This is a genomic window from Paenibacillus sp. JT22N7, from assembly GCF_059383875.1.
Genome location: NZ_JBXENY010000011.1, coordinates 126,443 through 150,646 on the forward strand (window position 1 = coordinate 126,443; position 24,204 = coordinate 150,646).

Consider the following 24,204-nt stretch of genomic DNA (forward strand, 5'->3'; position numbering starts at 1 on the left):
AACATCAAGTGTCATCTGATCGTTATCCAATTCGCATAGATAGGGAACAGAAAGGGGCGAACGGCCATTGATTGGGGAAAAAGGTACAGATTCAGGCGAGAGAGTACGGTTACTGGAGGAACGCGAGTATTGGGTGAGCGAGTTATGCCGGGTTGCTGAGCCTGTGCTGCGCCTGCTTGCGGCTCGTGAGTTGAAAAAAACGATGCCCGTCCAGTCTGCTGCGGGACAGGATCGCTCCGATGTGACCCATCTGGAGGCGCTGGGCCGCCTATTATGTGGAATAGCACCCTGGCTTGAAGGCAGCGGCGGGGCAAATGAAGCAGAAGAGCGGCTTCGCCAGCAATATGCGGAGCTTTCACGGGCTGCGATTGCTGCTGGCTGTGATCCGCAGTCACCGGATTATATGAATTTTGCAGAAGGCTTTCAGCCGATCGTTGATACGGCGTTTCTGGCGCAGGCAATTTTGCGTGCGCCGACGGAGCTTTGGGACAAGCTGGATGCCAAGGTGCAGAAGCACGTTGTCCAAGCTTTCAAACTTACCCGCTCGCGCAAGCCATTCGCCATGAACTGGCTGCTTTTCTCCGCGATCATTGAAGCGGCCTTGTACCGCATGGGAGAAAGCGACTGGGACCCGATGCGCATTGATTATGCCCTTAAGCAGCATGAGCAATGGTATGTCGGAGACGGAGCGTACGGAGATGGCCCGTCGTTCCACTTCGACTATTACAACAGCTTTGTAATCCAGCCTATGCTCGTTGACATCGTAGCAGCCGTTCAAGGCTGCTATGAAGATTGGGATGCAATGCAGGCGAGCGTCACGGAGAGAGCGAAGCGCTGGGCGGAGGTGCAGGAGCGGCTCATTTCGCCGGAGGGCACATTTCCGCCGCTGGGCCGCTCGCTTGCTTACCGCTGCGGGGCCATGCAAAGCTTGGCGCAAAGCGCGCTGCTCGGCGAGCTTCCCGGCAGCGTTTCTCCGGCACAGGCGCGCTGCGCATTGACAGCAGTTATCCGCCGCAGCTTGTCTGTTCCCGGCACATTTACAGAGGACGGCTGGCTGACCATCGGCTTTTGCGGCAGCCAGCCAGACATTGGCGAGAATTATATTTCCACGGGCAGCCTATATTTATGCGCGGCTGTGTTTCTCCCGTTGGGCCTTGCCGCCGAGCATCCCTTTTGGAGTGGCGAGCCTGAGGATTGGACAGCGCGCAAAGCATGGTCAGGGTCCTTTTTTTCAATTGATCATGCACTGAAGGGGTAGCAGTCATAATAGGCAGCGAGATTATGAACAAGATTATGAGCAAGAGTATGATTACCAGCTACCAGCAGCGAGAGTAAGTGAAGAGGCGCAGCCATTTTCGTACAGGTGCGCTTTCTCTTATTTTTGCAGCTATCTGTGGCCTGCGCACTTTATAAATGCGAAGCTTCAGCCGCGCCTCAAACTTTTACAGAAGATCGTTTACCTTGGCATAAGCTCGGTAACAATGGATGAGGGGCTTTGCTAGCGCTGCATGAGTTAAAGCAGACGGTCTCATAAAGCGGTCTTTTTCCAGTGGTATGTAAATTTCCTGCAAAAATCGTCCTCAAGCACTTGAAATTAATAACGAAAAAAAGTATGATAAACATGATTGTTAGCACTTCATGCTCATGAGTGCTAACAAAAATAAGCGACAAATTTTTAAAGGAGGCTATTTTCAATGATCAGACCTTTGGGTGAACGTGTATTAGTAGAAGCGATCGCGAAAGAAGAAACGACTGCAAGCGGTATCGTTTTGCCAGATTCGGCTAAGGAAAAACCGCAAGAAGGTAAAGTGGTGGCTGTAGGCAGCGGCGCGCTGAAAGACGGAGTTCGCGTAGCGCTTGAAGTTAAAGAAGGCGATCGCGTCCTTTTCTCCAAATATGCGGGAACAGAAGTTAAATACGACGGCAAAGAGTATTTGATTATGAAAGAAAGCGACATTCACGCGATCTTTGAATAGGCTGCTCACATACAGCTTGACTGGACTTAAACGAAACGGCGCAGGCCGTTAAGCATACTTATATGAATATATTTTCGGGAGGTAAATGATAATGGCAAAGGATATTAAATTTAGCGAAGATGCTCGCCGCGCAATGCTGCGTGGTGTTGATGCACTTGCAAATGCTGTAAAAGTTACACTTGGACCTAAAGGCCGCAACGTCGTGCTGGAGAAGAAATTCGGCAGCCCGTTGATCACGAACGATGGTGTATCCATCGCGAAAGAAATCGAGCTGGAAGATGCATTCGAAAACATGGGTGCACAGCTTGTTAAAGAAGTAGCAACAAAAACAAATGATGTTGCCGGTGACGGTACAACTACAGCTACTGTTTTGGCTCAAGCGATGATTCGCGAAGGTCTGAAAAACGTAACAGCTGGCGCTAACCCAATGGTTATCCGCAAAGGTATTGAAAAAGCGGTTAAAGCTGCAGTTGAAGAGCTGCAAAACATCGCTAAACCAATCGAAGGCAAACAATCCATCGCCCAAGTTGCGGCTATTTCTTCCGCTGACGATGAAGTTGGCCAACTGATTGCAGAAGCTATGGAAAAAGTGGGCAACGACGGCGTTATTACCGTTGAAGAGTCGAAAGGCTTTGTAACGGAGCTTGAAGTGGTTGAAGGTATGCAATTCGACCGTGGATACATCTCCCACTACATGGTTACTGACACGGACAAAATGGAAGCTGTTCTGGATAACCCGTATATCCTGATCACTGACAAAAAAATTACAAACATTCAGGAAATTCTTCCTGTGCTTGAGAAAGTCGTTCAATCCGGCAAACAGCTTCTGATCATTGCAGAAGATGTTGAAGGCGAAGCGAACGCAACTCTGGTTGTGAACAAACTGCGCGGCACATTCACTTGCGTAGCTGTTAAAGCACCAGGCTTCGGCGACCGTCGTAAAGCGATGCTGCAAGATATCGCAGCTCTGACTGGTGGTCAAGTGATCACTGAGGAACTGGGCCTTGAGCTGAAATCGACTACGGTTGAGCAACTGGGTTCCGCTCGTCAAGTACGCGTAACAAAAGAAAACACAATCGTGGTTGACGGCAGCGGCGACGCTTCTGACATCGCGGCTCGTGTAAGCCAAATCCGTACGCAGCTGGAAGAAACAACTTCCGACTTCGACCGTGAGAAGCTGCAAGAGCGTCTGGCTAAATTGTCCGGCGGCGTAGCAGTAATCAAAGTCGGCGCTGCTACTGAAACAGAATTGAAAGAGCGCAAGCTCCGCATCGAAGATGCCCTGAACTCGACTCGCGCAGCGGTTGAAGAAGGTATCGTATCCGGTGGTGGTACTGCTCTAATTAACGTATATAAAGCTGTTGCTGCTGTTAATGCAGAAGGCGACGAGCAAACAGGCGTTAACATCGTTCTTCGTTCCCTTGAAGAGCCGCTTCGCACAATTGCTGCGAACGCTGGTCAAGAAGGTTCGGTTATCGTTGAGCGCTTGAAAAATGAAGAAATCGGCGTAGGCTACAACGCTGCTACTGGAACATGGGTTAACATGTTCGAAGCAGGTATCGTTGACCCTGCCAAAGTTACACGCTCTGCATTGCAAAACGCAGCTTCCGTTGCAGCTATGTTCCTGACAACTGAAGCGGTTGTTGCTGACAAACCAGAACCTAAAGGCGCTGGCGGCGGCATGCCTGACATGGGCGGCATGGGTGGAATGGGCGGCATGATGTAAGACTGCCTATAAACCCTTGATATATAAGGGTTTTGGGTAGTTAGGAAGCTCATTTTCCCACATAAGGTAACACGACCAAAGGCTTCTCATGAGTTCACTGAACTTGTGGGAAGCTTTTTTTCATTATCTTAGTTAATTTATATGTAAAAGTTACTGATTTTGTTTGAAATTAATAATTATGCTAATAAAAATTCCTAAATAAGATAATTTAACAGCCATTAAGAAAAATGTCGAAATAAGTGGAAATTTATACTTTACTTATGATATTAGGAAGTGTATTGTGTTATATATACTGTTGGAAATATTGAAAGAAAAGGAGGTTTTAATTGTGTCTATTACGAATGCTTTTTTTAGATACGATGATAATGAATATCTGATTAATTTGGAAGATATTTCCATTAGAGATGATTATGAAGTTGTAAAAGAGAATTTATTTTGTAGTTCTGTTGGTTGTAATTGTCCATTACAATATGTTCCTAGAGGTAAGTATAGCGAATATTTGAAAAAGCGAATTGGTGAAATTCATATTGAAAGTTGTAGACATTTTTCAAATACTAATTTTAATGAACATTCAAGAAGAATTGCTGGGACTAGTAGTTCAATTTTAAGAGATGACCATGTTGCAAATATTCTTAGAGGTATATTTGATGATTATAACGAAACAGATGAAGAGCGTGAACAGAGATTAGCGCGTCAACGAGAAGCTGCTAGACAAAGACGTAATGATCGAGTTAATAATAATCCAAATAATAATGAGCTAGATGAAATTTATGTGAATAATCCTACTACATCTTCAAATGGTGAAATACTATTAGAAGGAGAAAGAAATCCTCCAGTCCGTAGAAGGCATTCTATTTTAGATTTGACAAATGAAGACATAGGTTTAACTGAAGCGATTGCTGGCGATATAGTTGAAATAATAAATAATGAAAATCACACGATACTATCTATTACTGACAAGCTAAGACAAAGGAATTTTTATATCTATCTAGAACAAGTATTCTTTGAAAATTCTCCTGTAAATATTCCACGTTCATTAAGTCTCTTAAAGAGCATTTTTGATTCTGGTGGAAATATTCAAATTAGTTGTGTGGGGGAAATTGTATTTAGAAATGACTCATTTGGAATGTTATTATTAGGAGATAAGTTTATGAGAATTAATAGAGCACCATTAAGTGTTTTTATTGCGCGTACAGATAATTAATAATGAAAACAGATGATAATATGAAAAATCATTTAAATTATAAATAATTGTATACTTCTTTTATTTGCATGATTGCAAGGAGTGGTTATTGCTCGAATTTTACTATAATGATAAGTGATATATATGCTCTAAAATCCTTGTCTGGTATCGTTGACCCTGCTAAAGTAACACGTTCTGCGCTTCAAAACGCAGCATCCGTTGCAGCTTGTTGCTGACAAGCCAGAACCTAAAGGAGCTGGTGGCGGCATGCCTGACATGAGCGGCATGATGTGATGAAATCATTATCGAAGTAATTCGATAATGAGCGACCGCGCTTAAGCGGTAGATTTCATCGCCGATGGAGCAGGAAAAAGCTCCATGCGGTAATCAGGCTGAGAAGTCTGTAGCATCAAAAGTTTCCTTAAGTGGAAACACCGTTTGGCCACATATTACAAAAATAAGAGACCTTCCTGAGTTCATTGAACTTAGGAAAGGTCTCTTATTATTTTAACAGCAGGTCTTTTTAATCACGAACAGTGGGCATAATTCAATCTAATTCTTGCTCTAAAACCGCTTTTACTAAACGACGAACTTCATCTGTTGACGTGGTATCCATCAATTGGTTTCTTAGTTCGCCTGCGCCTCTAAATCCACGAACATAGATTTTGAAAAAGCGAAGAAGTGGTTTAAATGAACGTGGCAGAATTTCTTTCGAATATTTATCGTGAAGATCCAACTGTAAAAGAAGTAAATGGAGAAAATCCTTCGCGCTATGTTCTTTAGGTTCTTTTTCAAACGCAAAAGGATTGGTGAAAATGCCGCGGCCAATCATAACGCCATCGACGCCGTATTGTTCTACTAATTTTAATCCGGTTGCGCGGTCCGGAATATCTCCATTAATCGTTAACAACGTGTTTGGAGCAATTTCATCGCGTAATTTTTTTATTTCAGGGATTAGTTCCCAGTGTGCAGGAACCTTGCTCATCTCTTTTTTTGTACGAAGGTGAATGGAGAGATTTGCAATATCTTGCTTCAAAATATGTCCTAACCAGTCGCGCCACTCGTCAATATTATAGTAGCCTAATCTTGTTTTAACGCTAACCGGCAATCCACCTGCTTTTGCGGCTTGAATAATTTCTGCTGCCAATTCAGGATGCTGGATTAAACCAGCACCTTTTCCATTGGATGCGACATTTTGTACGGGGCATCCCATGTTCAGATCGATACCACGAAACCCAAGCTTTTTCATATCCATACTCATCTGTTCAAAAAATTCGGGCTTATTGCCCCAAATATGAGCGACAATCGGCTGCTCATCTTCTGTGAACGTTAACCGGCCGCGTACACTGTCTTTTCCTAAAGGGTGACAATAACTTTCTGTATTCGTGAATTCCGTGAAAAATACGTCGGGCTTTGCAGCCTCACTAACGACGTGACGAAATACAACATCTGTGACATCTTCCATTGGTGCTAATATAAAAAATGGCTTTGGTAAGTCTAGCCAAAAATTTTGTTCGTTACTCATATTATCTCCTCTTGTTGCAATATATAAAAACCATATAAGCTATAGCCAAGTCCTTTACCCATCATACATAATATCATTTTTTTTCGTTTGATGCACAGAATCGTTTGTGTGAGTGTGCAACCTGTTAACCTGTTCACGCATACGAAACATATGATTGAATAATTCCATGACCACTTCATGTAATTGAAGACACCTTAGAGTTTTATCTCTAAAGTGTCTTTTTATTATTATTCACCAAAAGATACCTCTGTGAGTATAGCAAGAATTGTACTTGTGCCAGGAAGTATAGAAATTGTATCCTTATGATGGGCAGGCTAAATTTGTGAGGAATAGATAAGTAACGTGGATAATTTACTTATCCACTCGACAGTGTTATATTATAAGCAACAGAAGCTTATAATGCAGAAAGGAGCCGTGCGCGAACACGACTCCCCTGCAACAGCTGCTTTTAAGGGCAGTAGGCTTTAATCAGGTGTTACGATCGAAATAGACCGCATTCCTTGACCAGGGGGCGGTCTATTTTCGTTTTTCGGACAAGCACAGAAATATCCAATTGAAGTAAAATCATCTTCTTTTATGCTTTTGTTATGATAGTAGTTTTAAGGAGGTGGGCTTTTTTTATTTAATTCAGCTTTTAACGATAAAAACTAAAGTATTTGTAAATCCTCCTTTCTCTCGTCATCATGCATTGATTAATCAACAAACAATAGGTATGATAAACGAGGCAACAAAAAAGCAATTAAAACAACATGAAAGCTACAGTGCTTTGATCGAAACGAAGCGGAAAACATGCAAGATATCGTACAATTTGAATGTGGATGAGGGATAGGCTTGGGGAAGCGTACGATCGGAAAGTCTGAATTTACTCGCGAGATGAAAGGATTAGTCGTTCCATCTGTGCTGCAAATGCTAGTTGCTAATTCATTCTCGCTCGTTAATATGCTAATGGTAACCAGCTTGGGAGATGGAGCAGTCGCGATTACTGCCGCAGCAGGCAGAATCAGCTTCATTTTATCAATGATTCTTACCGCCGTTTATGGAATGACCGCTTATATGACCCAGTACTATGGAAAACAGCAGTATATGCTTTTGCGTGCGACATTCGGTTTTATGCTGCTGACGGGTATCGGCATCAGTCTTCTGGCATTTGCTGCTGTGTCGATTTGGAAGGGGCCGATCCTCTCTTTATTTATTAAGGACGCTGAACTCATGCCGCTTGGCATTCAATACGTGACGATTATGGCGTGTGTTTTCCTAATCAGTGCGATTAGAGATGCTTATGCCCAGGCGCTTGGATCTATAGGGAAGGTTAAGATCACTTTGTATGTCGGTCTATGTGCGATGGCCGTCAATATTACACTGGACTATGGGCTGATTTACGGCAGGCTGGGCTTGCCCGAGCTTGGTGTTGCAGGAGCTGCATGGGGAACGTTAATCGCTTCGGGTGCGAGTCTGCTGGTTTTGCTCGTTTTCATTTATAGTAAATCCTATTATGTAAACATTCGCGTCCGCGAGCTATTTAGCTTGCCTCTGCTGCTGCGCAAACAGGTATTGAAAACGATCACGCCGCTCGTGTTCCACGAAGGAATGTGGTCGATTGGCAATATGCTGTATGCCGTAGCTTTTGGAGCATTGGGCATCGCGGCATTGACTACCTTTCAGCTGGGGAATACGCTGCAGGGCTATTTTATGATGGGGATTCACGGATTTGCTTATGCAGCAAAGGTCATGATTGGACAAAAGCTGGGACAGGATGAGCCGGAGCAGGCGATGGATTATGCGCGCAGATTTACTCGCATTTCGGTCATTGCTGGTATAATCATAAGTGTTGTCATTATTATGGTTTCGCCGTTTGCAGCCTTGATTTTTCCTCACTTAAGCGCGGAGGTTCATGCATCATTAGGGAATGTGCTTCTGCTGCAAGCACTGGCAATGACAGCATTTTTCTTGAATAATGTGTGGATTGTCGGTATGTTTAGAGCAGGCGGAGATAATTTGTTTACGATGAACATGATTTTAATTACAACATGGGCCATTGCATTGCCGGCAGTATTTGTTGGCGTGTACGTGCTCCATCTGCCGCTTGAATGGGTGTATGCTTTATTTTTATGTGAAGAGATTAGCAAAGCTTTGATCGGGTATAAACGTTATCGTTCCCAGAAATGGATGCGGAATTTAGCTGGGCCTAGCCCGGAAGCGCCAGCAGCGGCGGCATCTTTGTAAAGTTCTGAGGGCGTGAGCATAGTCATGACATGGAATGGAGGGTTTGTGATGTCTCTCGCAGGCGAAGAAAGAAAGCTAAGCATTATGAACTTGCTGAATGAGCATGGGAAGGTCATTGCGGGCGACCTGGCTCGCATGTTTGAGGTTACAACAGAAACGATTCGCAGAGATCTCGATGAGCTGGAGAAGGAAAATAAGCTTAAGAAGGTGTACGGAGGCGCAATCAAGCTGAAGGTAGAAATAGAGCCGACATTGTTTGAAAGAGCCTGCATTAATCAAGAGGCGAAGGAGAAAATTGGATTTCTTGCTTTTACACTAATCGACGATTATGACGTGATCTTTATAGATGAAGGCACAACACCGCTGCAGATTATCCCTTTTTTATCCCAAAAGCAGCAGGTTACCGTACTAACGAGCTCGATATCTGCCATGATGGCCTTGATTGAGCTCAAAAAAAGAGAGCAATTCGATGGCCGGATTATTATGCTTGGCGGCGAGGTGAATGTGAAGCATTCCCGTGTCACGGGCGCTATTGCGGAAGCTAATATGTCGGATATTTTTGTGAATAAAGCATTTGTAACCGTAGATGCCTTATCGATCGAGCACGGATTTACGAGCTATGACTATGAGAAGGCAACGTTGACCCGCAAATGGATTCAGCAGTCGGAAACATCGATCATTTTGGCGGATTCATCGAAATGGAACAAGCGGTCCATGGTGAAAATATGCGATTTTGAAAATGTCGATATCGTGATTTCGGAACTGGAGCCCCCGGCCGAGTGGAAGACGCAGCTGGAAGAGAAGAATACGAGATGGATGATGCCAACTGAATAGCAAAGCAGAAGAAAAGCATGAGTAAAGGATGAGTAAAGTATAAGGTTTGCATCAAACGATCGAATGAAATGATCGAATTAGATGGTCCAACCAGATGGTCCAATCCGTCGTAAAAGCCAGCAGAGAAGCGCAACTTCTCTGCTGGCTTTTTTTGATGTTGTTTGTTGTTGTGTCAAAATTGTAATCCCTATGTTAAATCTTTCGAATCGCATTGTATTGGTCATTTTTTCGCAGTAGAATGTTTAAAACAACATAAATAAAAATAAAAGCAATAAAAAGCAATTATTTGCTAAGCGAATGGATAACTAGGAAAACAGGAGTGATGACGATGAAGGACGCCGTGTATTTAGACAAAAGCAAAAGAAAGTACAAGGGGAATTTGCATACGCATACGACATGGTCAGATGGATCGCAGGAGGCGGCGGATGTTGTGGCTGCTTTCAAGGCTAAAGGCTATGACTTCATCAGCATAACCGATCATGATGTCTACGCTCGAACGGCTGATTATGACACTGAATCCTTCATCGTGCTGCCAGGCATGGAAAGAGGCGGCTTGAATTTAGTGCCGGACGAAGACCCAGGTTACCACTTTGGCGTGCTGGATGATCCGACGATGCGACCGGAGAAAGAGAGATTTCATCATTTGCAAGCATTCGAGGTTCCCATTCCTTGGGAGGGGCCGCAATCCCCACAGAAGCTGATTGATGAAATGAAGGCGCATGGCAATCTCGTTATTTTCAATCACCCCGAATGGCATTTGACACGCTTCGAGGATATGGTGCAGTACGACGGTTTTTTTGCAGTCGAAATCTATAATCATGCAACAGAATGGACACCAAGCTCTTCTTATGGGGCGGCCTACTGGGATCATGCGCTTCAAAATGGCAAGCGCGTGTTTGGTATCGCTGCTGATGACTCGCATGAGCATGACCAGGGCAGCAAAATTTCTGAGTATGGCGGAGGCTGGGTATGTGTCGAGGCGGAGGAGCTTACGCAGCAAGGGATTATTACAGCCCTGAAGAACGGACAGTTTTATTCCAGTTCGGGTCCCGAAATTTTTGATTATCGTGTGGAGGATGGGTTTGTCCATGTGGAGTGCTCGCCCTGCCAGTATATGATGTTTAAAGCATTTCCGCTGCGCGGACCCTTTCTCGTGGAACGCGGGACGGGTGAGCTGATGTCCTCTGGAAGCATGAAGATTAAGCAGGGCATGCAATATATTCGGGTTGAGTGTGTGGACGAGAAGGGCAGAATAGCGTGGTCTAATCCGATCTTTGTGGCAGATTTGGCGGAGGGGGAATAGCGATGAGAGATGCTGTTATTTTAGATGCTGAGCGGCAAAAGTATAAAGGTAACATTCATGCGCACTCCGTTCGCAGTGACGGGGAATATACGATAGAGCAAATGAGAGAGGCTTATCGTTCAAAAGGCTATCATTTTATGTGCTTAAGCGACCATGAAATATATTTTCAGAGCGATGCGTATGACACCGGTGATTTTATTATGCTGGACGGCTATGAAATGGCATGCGAGATGGATCGTGAAACGACTGGCCAGCAGTATCATCTGCATGGACTATTGGACCGTTCGCTGCTGGCGGAGAAGCCCTTTCAGCATGATGAGGTGCATGAGAAGCCCGATTACGAGAGCCTGAATACGATTCAGCAATTGATTGACGACATGAGAAGCAAAGGCAATCTCGTCATTATGAACCATCCAGAATGGTCGAAAAATCGAGAAGAGGATTTGCTTCAGTTGGAGGGTTATGCAGCGATTGAAATCTATAATCACCAGTCGGAAATTCAAGAGGCGGTCGGTTATGGCGTATCCTACTGGGATTATGTCCTAAAACGTGGCAAGCAGGTAAATGCCATTGCAGCAGACGATGCCCATGGTGGTCCGACGGAGATGGCAGTATCCGAATTTTATGGCGGCTGGATTGTCGTAGAGACCGAGCGATTAGAGCAGCAGGCGATTATTGAGGCGATGAAAGCAGGGCGTTATTACAGCACCAATGGTCCGACCATTTATGATCTTCGCATGGAGAACGACAGGCTTACGGTCAAATGCTCCCCTGTGCAGAGTATTCGCTTTATTACCTTTCCCCACAATGGCTTGGCTGAAATGGACCCAACTGGCGAATACATCACCGAAGCGGAATATTTCATTCAAAATGATGAGCAATATGTGCGAGTGGAATGTGTAGATGCAACGGGCAAAGTCGCGTGGAGCAATCCGATCTATCCCAAATCCGAGTGGCAAGTATAGGAGGAGCTATGAGCAATCCATATGTATTATTGACGCCGGGTCCCTTATCCACAACATTAACGGTCAAAGAGGCGATGTTAAAGGATTGGTGCACGTGGGATCATGACTATAAAGCCATTGTCCAGCAGATTCGTCAGCAGCTGCTAGAGATTGGCCGCGCATCTCAGGAGCACTATACGGCTCTGTTCATGCAGGGCAGCGGCACCTTTGGGGTTGAAGCGACGCTTGGCTCAGTCATCCCGAATGATGGCAAGCTGCTTATTTTGCAAAATGGCGCCTACGGGAAGCGCATGGAGGATATAGCAAAGGTGCTCCATATTCCACATGCATCCCTTGAGTTTGAAGCGAATGAGCAGATAGATCCTCAAGTCGTTGAGAGGAAGCTTATTGAGGATTCATCAATTACGCATATCGCTATGGTCCATTGCGAGACGACGACCGGCATTTTGAATCCGCTGGAGGCGGTAATGGAGGTCATTAAGCGAAATAATCGAATCGCAATCATAGATGCCATGAGCAGCTTTGGCGGCATTCCGATTGGGGTAGAGGAGCTGCAAATCGACTTTATCATTAGCAGCGCCAATAAATGCATTCAAGGTGTTCCAGGCTTCAGCTTTATGCTTTGCAAAAGGGAGGAGCTTATGAAATGCAAAGGGAGAGCGCGCTCGTTATCGCTCGATTTATATGACCAGTGGGAGACGATGGAGAACGACTCCGGCAAATGGCGCTTTACTTCGCCAACGCATGTCGTACATGCATTTGAACAGGCACTAGAAGAGCTGGCTGAAGAAGGCGGTGTGGAAGCACGCCATGCAAGGTATTGTACCAACCAGCAAATCGTCGTGGAAGGGCTGACGCTAGCTGGCTTTACGGCTTACTTGCCGAGAGAGCTGCAATCTCCCATTATTACAACCTTCTTGTATCCGACGCATATCCCTTTTGAATTTGAACATTTTTATAGCTTTTTGAAGCTGGCTGGCCTTGTTATCTACCCTGGCAAACTGACAGACGCCCAAGTATTTCGAATCGGAAATATTGGGGACGTGCATGCAAAGGATATGGAGAATTTAATTGAGCAAATATTACGTTATGTTGGAGAGGTCAACTATGAAAATTGAAGGCGTTATTTTAGATTGGGCCGGGACGACCATTGATTATGGCTGTTTTGCACCCGTGCAGGTGTTTATGGATGTTTTTGAGGAGCTAGGCATTCCAGTTACGGTGGAAGAGGTTCGCGTTCCTATGGGGCAGCTGAAACGGGATCATATTCAATCGCTGCTGCAAATGCCGAGAATAGAAGCTGCTTTTCAAGCAAAATTTGGCCGCAGTTATACGGAGACGGATATTGATGAGCTGCATGACCGGTTTGAGCCCAGACTGCTGGCCATCCTCCCGCTATACGGGAAGCCAAATCCTTATGTAATAGAGACTATGAAGCAGCTAAGACAGCAAGGACTGAAAATCGGAGCGACGACAGGCTATACGTCTACCATGCTGTCCATCGTGGCGAAAGCAGCTAAGGAATACGGTTACGAACCTGATCATTGGGTAACGCCCGATCTTGTTATGGACAAAGGCAGACCGTATCCCTATATGATTTATGAAAATATGAAGCAGCTTGGCCTTCGCCACCATGCGCAAGTTGTAAAGGTTGGCGATACGATTTCGGACATCCAGGAAGCGAATAGTGCTGGCGTATGGGCGATTGGCATTGTGAAGGGCAGCTCCATGCTTGGCTTTACGGAGGCAGAGGCGCAGCAGCTGACGCCAGAGGAAGAACGCCATATTATCGCTGCTGTGAGCAAGAGCTATATGGAAGCAGGAGCCCATGCCGTTATTGAGGACATGTCCGAGCTGCCAGCAATGATCGAGCAAATCAATGAACGTTTGATGAAGGAGGAGCTGCCTTATGCCAAACCGCATCAATAGCCGCATAGAAGGAGATATCAATGGAACGGATGCCCGTCAAGCTTGGCAGGATGAGCATCTAAGCGAAGAGACGCTTGCTGTACTCGAACAGGACAGCAAGCTTTTTCTTCATCAGTCTATGTCTACGCCATGCTTAAATGTCATCGTAAATGCAGAGGGCATTTACATTGAGGATCAGGATGGACGCAAGGTGATCGATTTTCATGGAAACAGCGTTCATCAGGTCGGCTACAAAAATGAGTATGTGATGAATGCCATCATGAAGCAGATGCAGCAGCTGCCTTTCCTGCCGCGCCGATATACGAGCCAGGTAGCTATTCAGCTGGCACAGAAGCTGGCCCAGCTCGCGCCGGGAGATTTGAACAAGGTGTTGTTTACGCCAGGCGGCACTAGCGCAATTGGAATAGCGCTAAAGCTAGCCCGCAGGGCAACTGGCAAGCACAAAACGATATCGACCTGGGATTCCTTTCATGGCGCAAGCTTGGATGCGATATCGATTGGCGGCGAAGCTGTATTCAGAAGCGGGATCGGACCATTAATGTCTGGAACGGAGCATATGATGCCCTATAACAGCTATCGTTCGATCTTTGGAGAAGGAGAAGCTGCAGCTGCCAAAAATCTCGATTACTTAAGCTATATGCTGGAGCGGGAAGATGACGTGTGTGCGGTCATTTTAGAGCCGATTCGCAGCACGGATGTACAGATTCCTACCATTGCATATATGCAGCGGCTGCGTCAAATTTGCGATGATTATGGGGTGCTGCTCATCCTGGATGAAATACCGACGGCATTAGGCCGTACGGGCAAAATGTTCGTTCACGAGCATTATGATATTGTCCCGGATATCGTTGTTATTGGCAAAGGCTTAGGCGGCGGCATTTTTCCAATGGCAGGCATTATTGCGAGAAAGCATCTAGATATTGCCGGCGATATTTCACTCGGACATTATACGCATGAGAAAAGCGCTGTAGGCTGTGCGGCAGCTTTGGCTACCATTGAATACATCGAACAGGAAAACCTGCTTGAGCACGCGCAAAAGATGGAGCAGTGGCTGACGCTGCAGCTTCAGGAGCTGCAAAGGAAATATGCCGTAATCGGCGATGTGCGGGTGAAGGGCATGCTGGCGGCAATTGAGCTTGTATCTGATCGCGAGACGAAAGAGAAGGAAGTTGCAGGTGCTGAAAAGGTTCTCTATGAATGCTTGTCCCGTGGACTAAGCTTCAAGGTGTCCGGCGGAAATGTCATTACGCTTGTTCCGCCATTAATTACAACCCTTCCACAAATGGAAGAAGCAATCGCGATTTTGGATCAAGCACTTGAGCAAGTGTTCACAAAATAAAACAGATCACTTGTTTTGAAAACAACATCATTGCAATTAAAAGAATAAAAAAACAATTTATTAATGTGTAATTGACACAGGTTTTACAATTCTCCTTTATAGTTTAGTTAAGCCAGTGATAACTGGACAACGAGGAGGGTTTAAAAGCATGAAGAGGCTTGCACTTGGATTAGTTAGTGTAATGGCTAGTACCGCATTGTTAGCTGGATGTGGCACAGGCTCAAACTCAGGCGCTGCTGCAAATGGAGGCGCAGAGACTTCCAGCAATGGAGAGAAAATGAAAGAGGTCGTGATTTCCGTACGCGAGAACACATGGGGAGCACGGAAGGACAATTTTATAGAAGCAGAAAAGCGCTTGAACGAACAATTAAAGTCGGAAAACGTGCAGGTGAAAATAGATTGGTGGCCAGGTATTGGCGATGATGAGCTGATTTTGCAGGCACAGGCGAATAAGGTAGCAGATGTATTTATTAACTCCAGCGTAGATATTGGCTGGCAGCTGAACGCCGGACTCATCCGTGATGTGGACTGGGTTGGAACTTCAGACGTGTTCAAAAATATGCCGGAGTCCTACAACAACATTATGAAATACGAGGACCATTACTATGGCGTCATTCAAGATATGGATGCTTCTCCCGTATTCATTAGCCGCAAAGCGCTGGAAGGCTTAGGCTGGACAACGACGCAAATCGATGAGCTGAAGGCTCGCGTTGATGCTGGAACCTTCACATTCAGTGAGCTTGTGGATCTTGCAGATGCGGCTGTTAAGCAAAAGCTGGTTAAAGTAGGCTTTGGCGTTGAGGATACAAGGTTTGAAGGCTGGAATTATACATTCGGCAACTTCAATTATAGTGCGGAACAGAACAAGATGGTACTGTCGAAAAATACGCAGAAGGTTTATGAGTTTTGGCAGGATGCGAAGCAGCGCGGCGTAGTTACGGAGGGCATTGCTGAGATTGATACGGACAAGGCTGCCGAGCTGTTCATTAAAGGCGAATTGTTTGCTGAATTTGCCCGTACTGAATTTTATCAAGTGATGCGTACACAACTTGGCATGGAAGAGGACTTGGCTGGCTATGAAGCATGGTTTAAGGAAAATGCAATCTGGATTCCGGTTCCGTCGGTCGAGCAGGGAGGAAAACCTGTATCCTACAGCAACCCCGCGATGATCTATGTGGGACCTACTGTGGATGATGAGAAGATGCCTTATGTTCAAAAATTGATTGAGCATGTGCTGGATCCGGACCTGCAGGTTAATCATACGCTTAAGAGCGGCAAGCTGCCTGTAACAGCAGCAGCGCAGGAGGATGCCCGCTTCCAGCAAATGAGCTTCTACAAAGATCATGCTTATTTAATCGAATTTACGAAAACGCGCCCAGCCCAAATGGATTATGCGGTCTACATGAAATCCTTTACGCTTGGCATTGATGCCATTCTGACGAAAGGGCAAACCGCCGCACAGGCCTTTGAGTTATTCCAAAAGGATGTCAAGCAAAACGTGCCAGCGGACAGTCTCATTGTAGAATAACGATGATACAAGGAAAGGTGCTCTGATGACAGGAGCACCTTTCCATCTATTTTGCTTATAGGAAGCAGGTGCAGATCTCATTATGGAGATCCCGGTAACTTCAGCCAAGACAGCTTACAAGAAACCTTTTGACAAGAAAGTGTACCCCTATTTATTCATTATGCCCTTTGCTCTTCTGGTGCTGGTCTTTTTTATTCTTCCCGCTATTGCGACCATTATTATGTCCTTCACTGATTTAAATGCATCCATGAAAATCAACTTTGTTGGTTTCGATAACTTCAAGCGCATATTTTCCGATTACAGCATGCCGCAAATTTTATGGAATACCGTTATATTTGCCGTGATTACGCTCGTGTTCTCTTTGTTTTTTGGTTTGTTTATATCGATCGCAACCCAGTACTTCTTAAAGGGCAAATTGACGGCAGTCATTTATCGTGTCCTATGGTTAATTCCGAGCATTATTCCGGCAGTTGTATATGTAACGTTCTGGAAATATTTATTTGATCCCACGGAGGGTGGGCTGATCAATAAATTTCTGCTCTTATTCCAGCCAGACAGTGATCCTGTCTCATGGTTTACGAAAATCGCTATGGCTATTGTGATCATTGCTACGATTGTATCTACAACTTCAGGAGGCATGATTTTATTATCTGCTGCAATCAGCTCGATACCTGAAGATTTGTATAAGGCTGCGAAAGTAGATGGAGCAAGTGAAAAATCGGTCATCACTAAAATCATCCTTCCATCCTTAAAATGGCCGTTAATGTATATTACGATATCCGATCTTATTGGCTTTGTGTCCTCCTATTTCTTCATCCTGCTGCTGACTAATGGCGGACCTATGCGCGACACGACGACGTTATCTCTATATGCGTACCAGCAGGCCTTTCATTTAAAATATTATGGCTACGGCGCCGCTCTTTCGCTTTTGGTTGTGTTGATCTCGCTTATTTTGACCTTATGGCTGCTGAGGCTGTTTGATTTTGATGAAATGATAAAGCCATCACGGATTGAGGATTAGGAGGCAAATATGTCGACAACGATAGTAAAAAAGCTGCTCGTACACACGTATCTGCTGCTCTTCACGATGCCTATTATCGGCATGATTATATGGTATTTTCTTGCAGCCACCTTTAATGGCACGACGGGCCAATTTTCGCTTGAAAACTTCAATTTTGTTAAGGAGCCTGTCGAGTATGCGGGCGTCCGTCTGCCAGCGATTTGGCCCATTGTTCTAAATACATTAGTTTATTCGTTTCTTATTGTATTGATTGAAATCGGCATTGCTGTGCCTGCTGCGTATGCGTTCTCTCGGCTCGATTTTAAAGGAAAGCTGGCCGCCATGAAGTTTCTGTTTCTTATGCGCTCCTTTCCGGGCATCACGCTCATTATCGCTACGTTTTTCATATTGGTTCAAATGGATCTAGTAAATACTTACTTAGGCGTTATCCTCGTTGCTATAACGGGCTCCTTGCCAGGCAGAGTGTATATTATGAAAGGTTTCTTCGATGAGGTGCCGTGGGATTTGGAATGGGCGGCGATGGTAGATGGATGCTCGAGATTTCGAGCGCTTACGAAGGTGCTCGTTCCCTACGTATTGCCGGGCATCGGGGCAATTGCTGTTTTTGCCTTTTTAGGCGCCTACGGCGAATGGTTTCTGTTCAAGCTGTTTATATTCGATGACAATATGCTGACGCTCGCCGGCTATCTGTCGCGGCTCGTAACGAAGGAAAATGTCATTATGAACTATGGATTGATTACAGCGATTGGTTTGTTTTATACGATTCCGCTAATCGTGTTTTATATTTTTACCCAGAAAATATTCCTGAAGGTGAATTTGGGAGGAGCAAAGCAGGTATGATTTCTCTTGTAAATATTGTGAAAAACTATGATGGCAAGCAAAATGGAGGCCGTGCGGTTGACGGATTGAATCTCGAAATAGCAAAGGGCGAATTTGTCGCGCTGCTAGGCCCTTCAGGCTGTGGAAAGACGACTACGCTAATGATGCTGGCAGGGCTGCTCAAGCCAACCTCCGGGGAAATTTATTTTAAGGATAAGCTGGTCAATCATGTGGAGCCGAAGGATCGAAATATCGGTATGGTGTTCCAATCCTATGCGCTGTATCCTCATTTGACGGTTCGAGACAATATTGCGTTTCCGCTTCGCGAGCGAAAAATGGCCAAGAAGGACGCCTACGAGCGTGCTTTGCAGACGAGCAAAATATTGCAAATTGATCATCTGCTTGATCGCAAGCCGTCGCAGCTGTCAGGCGGACAGCAGCAGCGAGTCGCCATGGCGCGCGCACTATCCAAGGACCCGGAAATTTTGCTGCTGGATGAGCCAATGTCCAACTTGGATGCGCGATTGAAATTGGATGTACGGGATGAAATTCGAAAAATCCAACGCAAATTAGGAGTAACGACTATTATTGTCACGCATGACCAAGAGGAGGCTTTGGCCATCTCTGATCGGGTAGCCATTCTAAATGGCGGGAAAATTCAGCAATATGCCCCTCCAAGCGAGCTATTCAATCATCCGTATAATCTGTTCGTCGCAAGCTTTCTAGGCAATCCGCCTATGAATCTGATTGAGGGCATAGTGGAGCAAAGAGAGGACCGGCAGTGGGTTAAGACGAAGCTGTTCGAGCTGGAAATCCCTCAGTCGCGCAGGCTGGAGGCGCAGCACATAGGAAAGGCGGTCAAGCTGGGCATACGTCCGCATGATCTGTTCATTCCCGAGCAGCCAAGTGAGACATCGATTAAACTCGAAATTGATCTGATTGAGCATTTAGGCAGCGGGCAGCTCGTTAAAATGACGGATCGGGCTGGACAGTCCGATATGATGATTCGTCTGCTGACCGATAACGAGAAGCGGTTAAAGGAGCGCGAAATGCTCTCGATTGATATAAGGCCGGATAAAATCCATTTGTTCGATATGACAGATGAAGGGCGCAATTTATTGCAGTTTCAGTAGAATGAGAAGGAGAAAAGGATGACAATACCTAATCTTTTAATCGATCAGCACGTGCATTCCTCCTATTCGCCAGACTCCAGCTCAACGCTGGAGGAGCTAGTGCGATATGCGCTTGCGCTGGGAAAGCCGGCTGTCGTAACGACAGACCATTTAGAGTATGATTGCAAATATTTCAAACAGAATGTTCTCATTGATTGGAAGAGCTACAAGCAAGAAGCGGAAGAGCTGACGCAGCGTTATAAGATGGAAATTCGCAAAGGCATTGAGGTCGGCTATCGGAGCGATTATAAAGACGTCATAAACGACTATTTGGCTCAGCAACAGTTTGACGTCATTCTGCTTTCGGCGCATAACGACGGCACCCTTGATTTTTCTGAAAAAGCCTATCATGATCTGCCGATTCAGCAAAGGCTTAAGCATTATTTTAGCCATGTAAGAGAGGCTGTCGACCAGATGGACAATTTCGATATCGTTGCCCATTTGGATTATGTAGCGAGATATACGACCTATCCGGTTGAGGAACAAGATATAGCGGCTTGCAAGCCTATTTTGTACGATATTTTAACGCTGATCATTGAAAAGCAAAAGGTGCTGGAGCTGAACACAACCGGACTTTATCGCCAAGGCTGGATTCATCCGCATCCGTATATTCTGGACATGTATGTGGATTTAGGAGGCAGAGCGGTGTCCATTGGCTCAGATGCCCATCAGGTGGGGCATTTAGAGCAAGGCTTCGCAGAAGCGATCGAGCTGCTGCAAAGCCATGACATTCGAGAGGTTGTGCAATTTAAGGGCAGAGTGCCTTATTCGGTGTCTATTTAGCTTCTGAAAGTGAACAAGCTAACTACAGCACATTTACCGCATGGCCGGTAGCAATCGACTCATCAATAGCCAGGGATAGACGAACATCGATTAAAGCCTCGGATAGTGAATAAAAGCTTTCTCCGCTTGCTATATATGCCGTCATGCGAGTCAAAACTTCGGCAATCGCAATTTCCTCATCGGATAGCTGGGCAGGGTAGTACGGATTGCGAAAAACGCACTCTGATCCTGCCCGCAATTCCCGAAGCGAAAGCGGAGCAAGGCTGCCCTCCAAGCCGTCTTGCATTCTTCTAATCGTTACGTCTTCATAGCTATTGGCACCTAATCCTCGGGTTACCTCATTATCCCGGATTTCCCCTTTAGAGCCGCGTATTAGTATGCGATTGTGTCGTATTGGCGAAAAATATTGAGAGCGTGCGAAATCAAGAACGGCACTTTTCCCATCTCCGAAAGTAATAATGGAAATATCCTGAATCTCGGTCTCCAGCCGGTCTTGCGCGGCTCGTCCTCGATGGGGCACTTCTTGAATGGGGAGTTCAAAACGTCGCGAAACGATTTGGCAGCTGGAATCCGTGACGGAAAGCCACTGTCTAATTAAACTGATGCCGTGATAGCCATGTGCCGTCGATACTTGTACGTGGCGTACTTCTCCCAGGCTTCCCGATTGAATCAGAGCGGTTCTGGCTTGATGATGCGGCTGCAAAAGGTATTGCTCGGCGATTTGGATACGGGCGCCGGATTGGATGAGCGAGGAAACGAGCTGATAGCCTTCGTCGTTGAAAGCCGGAGGCGTTTCGGCCAGCAGTGGAATGTCCAGTAACGCCGCTTCCTTCAGGACGTGGGGCATGGAAGTTTTCGAGACGGCTGCCACAAGAAATTCACAATGCTTGGCCAGCTCCTGCGGCGTTGAATAAAGGGTCACGCCCCATTGCTCAGCAGCATGCTCATATTTTGCCGGATCTCTGACCACGATACCGACTATTTGAAATAAATGCGGCAGCTGCTTGGCAATCCGCAAATACGCTTCCGCTCTCCAGCCAAATCCGATGATGCCGAAAGGTACAGGTTTTAGCATGATTCCTCTCCTTTAAAACAATCCCTATAAGTCTAATGAGAATAGTAACATATAAATATAACACAGTATGTAATTATAAATCAACTATAAAAGCTTGTTATTTTGTGGGAGTTGGTTTATGATTAGGGAGGAAAATAAATGATGAATTTGAAAGTGGAGGTGAAAATAATGACGACAAACATGATGATGATGATGTGTATGGAAGAAATGATGTGCAAGATGAAATGTATGAAAATGATGATGGATTCCATGGACAGCAAAGAAATGATGGACAGCGACATGATGATGTCTAAGATGCAAGAGTGCGACGAAATGATGACTGGTATGATGGCTATGATGCGCGACAAAAAGGAAATGATGGCCTAAGCCTCGCTGGTCGGTCCTTATAAAAGTTAGCGGCATAGCAGACAACTGCTTGCCTTTTTTATTTTCAGCCCAAATAACTGTCTAATCGCTAGGCTTGCTTGATTTGTTTTGCTAGATTAACTCTTCTAAGCTTCAGGCTCCACAGCTGTTTCTCTATATTTAAATCCCCTTTAAATGCGCTATTGCGCAGCTGCTCATAAATGGCCAGCATTTGCCGAAGCACCTCATCATACTGGCGCCATAATAGCTCCTTAACGACTTCTTCCGAAGGGTAGCTCGGTACATTCATTTCCTGCAAAGCAGCTACAAGCTCAGCTTGCCATTCCTGATCCCCGATTTGCATAGCATAATTGATTAAATCCAAATGGTCATTGATCCAAATCTGAGTGTACGCTTCTACTGTCATGTCCGTTATCTCCCCGCTTAAGTTATATACCAAGTATTATACTCGGTTTTGTTGGTTAATCAACCTTTTTTTGAAAAATACGAAAAATAGGCTTCTGCTCAGCATTTGAGGGACAGGAAAGGTGATTTCCAAAAAAGTCCTTTAATCTTCCAAGTAAATCCTAAACATTGTGGGGTGAAAAAGTAAAAGCCCCGCTTTTATAATGATTTGCAAGCGTTTTCTTTTGCGACCGTATCTGAAATGCATCTACCATTTTTTGAGTTATTTTTCTGCATAATAAAGGAATCCGCAGCAACATCTGCGAATTATAGAGTTTCACTAGGAACAAGGGAGGAAGCCGAATGTATAAGGTGCTGCTGGTGGATGATGAAATGTTTGTCCGTAGAGGGCTGATGAATTTAATGGACTGGGAAGCCTTGGGCTATAAAATTTGCGGCGAGGCTGAAAATGGCATGGATGCGCTGGAGCAGATGAAGCGGCTTAATCCGGATGTCGTGATGGCAGACATACGTATGCCGATGCTGGATGGCCTGGAATTGATTCGTGCAGCTTCGGAAAAGGAACAGGAATGTCCGGCCTTCATTATTGTAAGCGGCGTTCACGATTTTCATTACGCCCAGCAGGCGCTGCGCTATGGAGTTCATGACTATATATTAAAGCCTATTGATGAGGGCGAGCTTACGGCGACGCTGAAGAAGCTGACCGGAACGCTCGCCCTCAAGCGTATTGCGAGCTTGACGGGCGATAAGCTGGCTGCCGACTCGATTTTTGAAACGTTGATTAAGGGGAGCTTTAAAGAAGAGGATATGAAGACGCTATGCTCAGCCCTTGAGCTAGAGGAGATTGGCACGTATGTTTATGTGCTGACTGAACTGCATACAGGTGCCGCGGCCCAGGCAACAGAAGCAGCGTCAGAAACGGCAATAGAATCGAGAGTCCACATGGCGGGCACCACTGATACGACGTCGAAAGCCTTCACAGCCGCTTGTCAGGCGGCTATTCGCCTTATCCAACTTAGCCAATCCAACCCATTCAATCAATCCAGTCAAGCAATGGACAAAAAGCAGGAGTCGCCTGCCATATTCACCTATGAGCAGCAGACGGGGCTGTATGGCTGCCTGCTGCATATGAACAGCTTGCTGGCGGACGATTCCGATGGGCATTATATTTTTCGCCTCTTGCACAGCACCTTGGAAAATCAGTTAGGACATCCGGTCACTTTGTACGTAGGCAATCCAGTTGAGCGGCTGCAGCATATTAAAGAGTCCTACCGCGGGGCGAATGAAGCGTTGGCCTATAAATTTGCTGAAGCGGACCAAGTTATTGTGCATGCGAGCCGTGTACAGGGAACACCGCTGTATTATTTTGATATGGAGGCAGCATTGTACAGCAGACTGATTGAGAAGGTGGAGGAAAATAAACCGGAGCAATATGCCGCTGACATCGACCTGCTGTTTCAGGCGTTTCGCGAGAAACGTTTTGCTCCCGATGCCGTATCGAATGCGATGGTCCGCTTCCTCATCGGAATCATTAATATTATTCGCAAAATGAATGGGGATGAAAAGCAGCTGAAGCAGCTTCCCGCTATGATGAATTGGCAGCAGCAGGGCACACGCTTATGCGATTTGAAGCAGCTGTTTCTCGCTTTTACGAACGAGGCAGCTGCCTACATCGCTCTGCTTCGCAGCGACCAATCCAAAGGCGGCATCGAGAAGGTTAAGAAATACATTGAGGCCCATTACAACGAAAATATTAGCCTAAAGGGGCTGGCAGGCAAGTTTTATATGAATTCCGTTTATTTGGGGCAGCTGTTCCGCAAAACCTATGGCGTCTATTTTAACGAATATTTGCTCAGCATTCGGGTCAGGGAAGCGAAGAAGCTGCTGCGGCAAACCGATATGCGCATGTATGAGGTGGCAGAGATGGTTGGCTTCCAGAATTCGGACTATTTTGTCACCCAGTTTGAAAAGCTGGAGAAGGTTACTCCAACCGACTATCGCAACGGCCTGTTTGACAAAACCTAAACGGATG

Annotated in this window: 21 protein-coding genes and 1 pseudogene; 19 read left to right on the forward strand and 3 right to left on the reverse strand. The window is 45.6% G+C overall.

Annotation, left to right across the window (positions count from 1 at the left end; all coding sequences use genetic code 11):
- Window positions 1–67: 67 nt before the first annotated feature.
- The 5 genes and pseudogenes from AC50Y5_RS26325 to AC50Y5_RS26345 form a co-directional block, all read left to right on the forward strand.
- Window positions 68–1,258: a DUF2264 domain-containing protein gene (locus tag AC50Y5_RS26325; protein ID WP_494864197.1), complete on the forward strand. Its 1,191-nt coding sequence runs from the start codon at window positions 68–70 to the stop codon at window positions 1,256–1,258.
- Window positions 1,259–1,694: 436 nt separating this feature from the next.
- Window positions 1,695–1,976, forward strand: coding sequence for a co-chaperone GroES (gene groES / locus AC50Y5_RS26330; protein WP_046229112.1), 282 nt, complete (start codon window positions 1,695–1,697; stop codon window positions 1,974–1,976).
- Between the two features lie 91 nt (window positions 1,977–2,067).
- Window positions 2,068–3,702, forward strand: coding sequence for a chaperonin GroEL (gene groL, locus AC50Y5_RS26335; protein WP_056043601.1), 1,635 nt, complete (start codon window positions 2,068–2,070; stop codon window positions 3,700–3,702).
- Between the two features lie 328 nt (window positions 3,703–4,030).
- Window positions 4,031–4,906, forward strand: a complete 876-nt coding sequence (locus tag AC50Y5_RS26340) for a hypothetical protein (protein WP_494864198.1) — start codon at window positions 4,031–4,033, stop codon at window positions 4,904–4,906.
- Window positions 4,907–5,049: 143 nt separating this feature from the next.
- Window positions 5,050–5,179 (forward strand): annotated as a pseudogene (locus tag AC50Y5_RS26345) (hypothetical protein); the annotation flags it as partial.
- A gap of 253 nt (window positions 5,180–5,432) precedes the next feature.
- Here AC50Y5_RS26345 and AC50Y5_RS26350 read toward each other — a convergent pair.
- Entirely contained in the window at window positions 5,433–6,410 is a 978-nt protein-coding gene (locus AC50Y5_RS26350; protein ID WP_494864199.1) for a tRNA dihydrouridine synthase, read from the reverse strand.
- An 831-nt stretch (window positions 6,411–7,241) separates the two neighbouring features.
- Between AC50Y5_RS26350 and AC50Y5_RS26355 the strand changes: the two genes are divergently transcribed.
- From AC50Y5_RS26355 to AC50Y5_RS26410, 12 genes are all read left to right on the forward strand, one after another.
- Entirely contained in the window at window positions 7,242–8,633 is a 1,392-nt protein-coding gene (locus AC50Y5_RS26355) for an MATE family efflux transporter (protein WP_494864200.1), read from the forward strand.
- A 48-nt stretch (window positions 8,634–8,681) separates the two neighbouring features.
- Window positions 8,682–9,467, forward strand: a complete 786-nt coding sequence (locus AC50Y5_RS26360; protein ID WP_494864201.1) for a DeoR/GlpR family DNA-binding transcription regulator — start codon at window positions 8,682–8,684, stop codon at window positions 9,465–9,467.
- A gap of 328 nt (window positions 9,468–9,795) precedes the next feature.
- Window positions 9,796–10,770, forward strand: coding sequence for a CehA/McbA family metallohydrolase (locus AC50Y5_RS26365; RefSeq protein ID WP_494864202.1), 975 nt, complete (start codon window positions 9,796–9,798; stop codon window positions 10,768–10,770).
- A 2-nt stretch (window positions 10,771–10,772) separates the two neighbouring features.
- Window positions 10,773–11,735: a CehA/McbA family metallohydrolase gene (locus AC50Y5_RS26370; RefSeq protein WP_494864203.1), complete on the forward strand. Its 963-nt coding sequence runs from the start codon at window positions 10,773–10,775 to the stop codon at window positions 11,733–11,735.
- Window positions 11,736–11,743: 8 nt separating this feature from the next.
- Window positions 11,744–12,853 (forward strand): 2-aminoethylphosphonate--pyruvate transaminase, encoded by a 1,110-nt coding sequence (phnW, locus tag AC50Y5_RS26375; RefSeq protein ID WP_494864204.1) that lies wholly within the window; start codon window positions 11,744–11,746, stop codon window positions 12,851–12,853.
- The gene (gene phnX, locus AC50Y5_RS26380; protein ID WP_494864205.1) at window positions 12,843–13,664 is read left to right on the forward strand and encodes a phosphonoacetaldehyde hydrolase; all 822 of its coding nucleotides are present in this window, start codon (window positions 12,843–12,845) and stop codon (window positions 13,662–13,664) included. The genes phnW and phnX overlap by 11 nt, the downstream gene beginning before the upstream one ends.
- Window positions 13,645–15,003: an aspartate aminotransferase family protein gene (locus AC50Y5_RS26385; protein ID WP_494864206.1), complete on the forward strand. Its 1,359-nt coding sequence runs from the start codon at window positions 13,645–13,647 to the stop codon at window positions 15,001–15,003. Before phnX ends, AC50Y5_RS26385 begins: the two co-directional genes overlap by 20 nt.
- Before the next feature lie 148 nt (window positions 15,004–15,151).
- The gene (locus AC50Y5_RS26390; protein ID WP_494864207.1) at window positions 15,152–16,531 is read left to right on the forward strand and encodes an extracellular solute-binding protein; all 1,380 of its coding nucleotides are present in this window, start codon (window positions 15,152–15,154) and stop codon (window positions 16,529–16,531) included.
- A gap of 82 nt (window positions 16,532–16,613) precedes the next feature.
- The gene (locus tag AC50Y5_RS26395; RefSeq protein WP_494864208.1) at window positions 16,614–17,552 is read left to right on the forward strand and encodes a carbohydrate ABC transporter permease; all 939 of its coding nucleotides are present in this window, start codon (window positions 16,614–16,616) and stop codon (window positions 17,550–17,552) included.
- 9 nt (window positions 17,553–17,561) lie between these two features.
- Window positions 17,562–18,392 (forward strand): carbohydrate ABC transporter permease, encoded by an 831-nt coding sequence (locus AC50Y5_RS26400; protein WP_056043681.1) that lies wholly within the window; start codon window positions 17,562–17,564, stop codon window positions 18,390–18,392.
- On the forward strand, window positions 18,389–19,504 hold the full coding sequence (locus tag AC50Y5_RS26405; protein ID WP_494864209.1) for an ABC transporter ATP-binding protein: 1,116 nt from the start codon (window positions 18,389–18,391) through the stop codon (window positions 19,502–19,504). The genes AC50Y5_RS26400 and AC50Y5_RS26405 overlap by 4 nt, the downstream gene beginning before the upstream one ends.
- An 18-nt stretch (window positions 19,505–19,522) precedes the next feature.
- A complete protein-coding gene (locus AC50Y5_RS26410) occupies window positions 19,523–20,326 on the forward strand; it encodes a histidinol-phosphatase HisJ family protein (RefSeq protein ID WP_056043689.1) in 804 nt (267 codons plus the stop codon).
- A gap of 22 nt (window positions 20,327–20,348) precedes the next feature.
- Here the strand turns inward: AC50Y5_RS26410 and AC50Y5_RS26415 are convergent, their stop codons facing one another.
- Complete coding sequence (locus AC50Y5_RS26415) at window positions 20,349–21,401, reverse strand: Gfo/Idh/MocA family protein (RefSeq protein ID WP_056043692.1); 1,053 nt, start codon at window positions 21,399–21,401, stop codon at window positions 20,349–20,351.
- A gap of 138 nt (window positions 21,402–21,539) precedes the next feature.
- Here AC50Y5_RS26415 and AC50Y5_RS26420 point away from each other — a divergent pair, with 138 nt between their 5' ends.
- Window positions 21,540–21,767: a hypothetical protein gene (locus tag AC50Y5_RS26420; RefSeq protein WP_200931695.1), complete on the forward strand. Its 228-nt coding sequence runs from the start codon at window positions 21,540–21,542 to the stop codon at window positions 21,765–21,767.
- Window positions 21,768–21,855: 88 nt separating this feature from the next.
- On the opposite strand, the gene AC50Y5_RS26425 is transcribed toward AC50Y5_RS26420, so the two are convergent.
- Complete coding sequence (locus tag AC50Y5_RS26425; RefSeq protein ID WP_056043695.1) at window positions 21,856–22,173, reverse strand: hypothetical protein; 318 nt, start codon at window positions 22,171–22,173, stop codon at window positions 21,856–21,858.
- A gap of 341 nt (window positions 22,174–22,514) precedes the next feature.
- Here AC50Y5_RS26425 and AC50Y5_RS26430 point away from each other — a divergent pair, with 341 nt between their 5' ends.
- Window positions 22,515–24,197 carry a response regulator transcription factor gene (locus AC50Y5_RS26430; RefSeq protein ID WP_494864210.1) on the forward strand — a complete coding sequence of 561 codons (1,683 nt, stop codon included), beginning with the start codon at window positions 22,515–22,517 and terminating at the stop codon, window positions 24,195–24,197.
- Window positions 24,198–24,204 lie beyond the last annotated feature (7 nt).

What these genes read in the sequence shown, in the direction of transcription:
- AC50Y5_RS26350 (WP_494864199.1), bottom strand. Translation starts at nt 6,410, where the DNA reads ATGAGTAACGAACAAAATTTTTGGCTAGACTTACCAAAGCCATTTTTT.
- groL (WP_056043601.1), top strand. Translation starts at nt 2,068, where the DNA reads ATGGCAAAGGATATTAAATTTAGCGAAGATGCTCGCCGCGCAATGCTG.
- AC50Y5_RS26430 (WP_494864210.1), top strand. Translation starts at nt 22,515, where the DNA reads ATGTATAAGGTGCTGCTGGTGGATGATGAAATGTTTGTCCGTAGAGGG.
- AC50Y5_RS26385 (WP_494864206.1), top strand. Translation starts at nt 13,645, where the DNA reads ATGCCAAACCGCATCAATAGCCGCATAGAAGGAGATATCAATGGAACG.
- AC50Y5_RS26400 (WP_056043681.1), top strand. Translation starts at nt 17,562, where the DNA reads ATGTCGACAACGATAGTAAAAAAGCTGCTCGTACACACGTATCTGCTG.
- phnW (WP_494864204.1), top strand. Translation starts at nt 11,744, where the DNA reads ATGAGCAATCCATATGTATTATTGACGCCGGGTCCCTTATCCACAACA.
- AC50Y5_RS26390 (WP_494864207.1), top strand. Translation starts at nt 15,152, where the DNA reads ATGAAGAGGCTTGCACTTGGATTAGTTAGTGTAATGGCTAGTACCGCA.
- groES (WP_046229112.1), top strand. Translation starts at nt 1,695, where the DNA reads ATGATCAGACCTTTGGGTGAACGTGTATTAGTAGAAGCGATCGCGAAA.
- AC50Y5_RS26415 (WP_056043692.1), bottom strand. Translation starts at nt 21,401, where the DNA reads ATGCTAAAACCTGTACCTTTCGGCATCATCGGATTTGGCTGGAGAGCG.
- AC50Y5_RS26360 (WP_494864201.1), top strand. Translation starts at nt 8,682, where the DNA reads ATGTCTCTCGCAGGCGAAGAAAGAAAGCTAAGCATTATGAACTTGCTG.
- AC50Y5_RS26410 (WP_056043689.1), top strand. Translation starts at nt 19,523, where the DNA reads ATGACAATACCTAATCTTTTAATCGATCAGCACGTGCATTCCTCCTAT.
- AC50Y5_RS26370 (WP_494864203.1), top strand. Translation starts at nt 10,773, where the DNA reads ATGAGAGATGCTGTTATTTTAGATGCTGAGCGGCAAAAGTATAAAGGT.
- AC50Y5_RS26395 (WP_494864208.1), top strand. Translation starts at nt 16,614, where the DNA reads ATGGAGATCCCGGTAACTTCAGCCAAGACAGCTTACAAGAAACCTTTT.
- phnX (WP_494864205.1), top strand. Translation starts at nt 12,843, where the DNA reads ATGAAAATTGAAGGCGTTATTTTAGATTGGGCCGGGACGACCATTGAT.
- AC50Y5_RS26365 (WP_494864202.1), top strand. Translation starts at nt 9,796, where the DNA reads ATGAAGGACGCCGTGTATTTAGACAAAAGCAAAAGAAAGTACAAGGGG.
- AC50Y5_RS26405 (WP_494864209.1), top strand. Translation starts at nt 18,389, where the DNA reads ATGATTTCTCTTGTAAATATTGTGAAAAACTATGATGGCAAGCAAAAT.
- AC50Y5_RS26425 (WP_056043695.1), bottom strand. Translation starts at nt 22,173, where the DNA reads ATGACAGTAGAAGCGTACACTCAGATTTGGATCAATGACCATTTGGAT.
- AC50Y5_RS26420 (WP_200931695.1), top strand. Translation starts at nt 21,540, where the DNA reads ATGATGAATTTGAAAGTGGAGGTGAAAATAATGACGACAAACATGATG.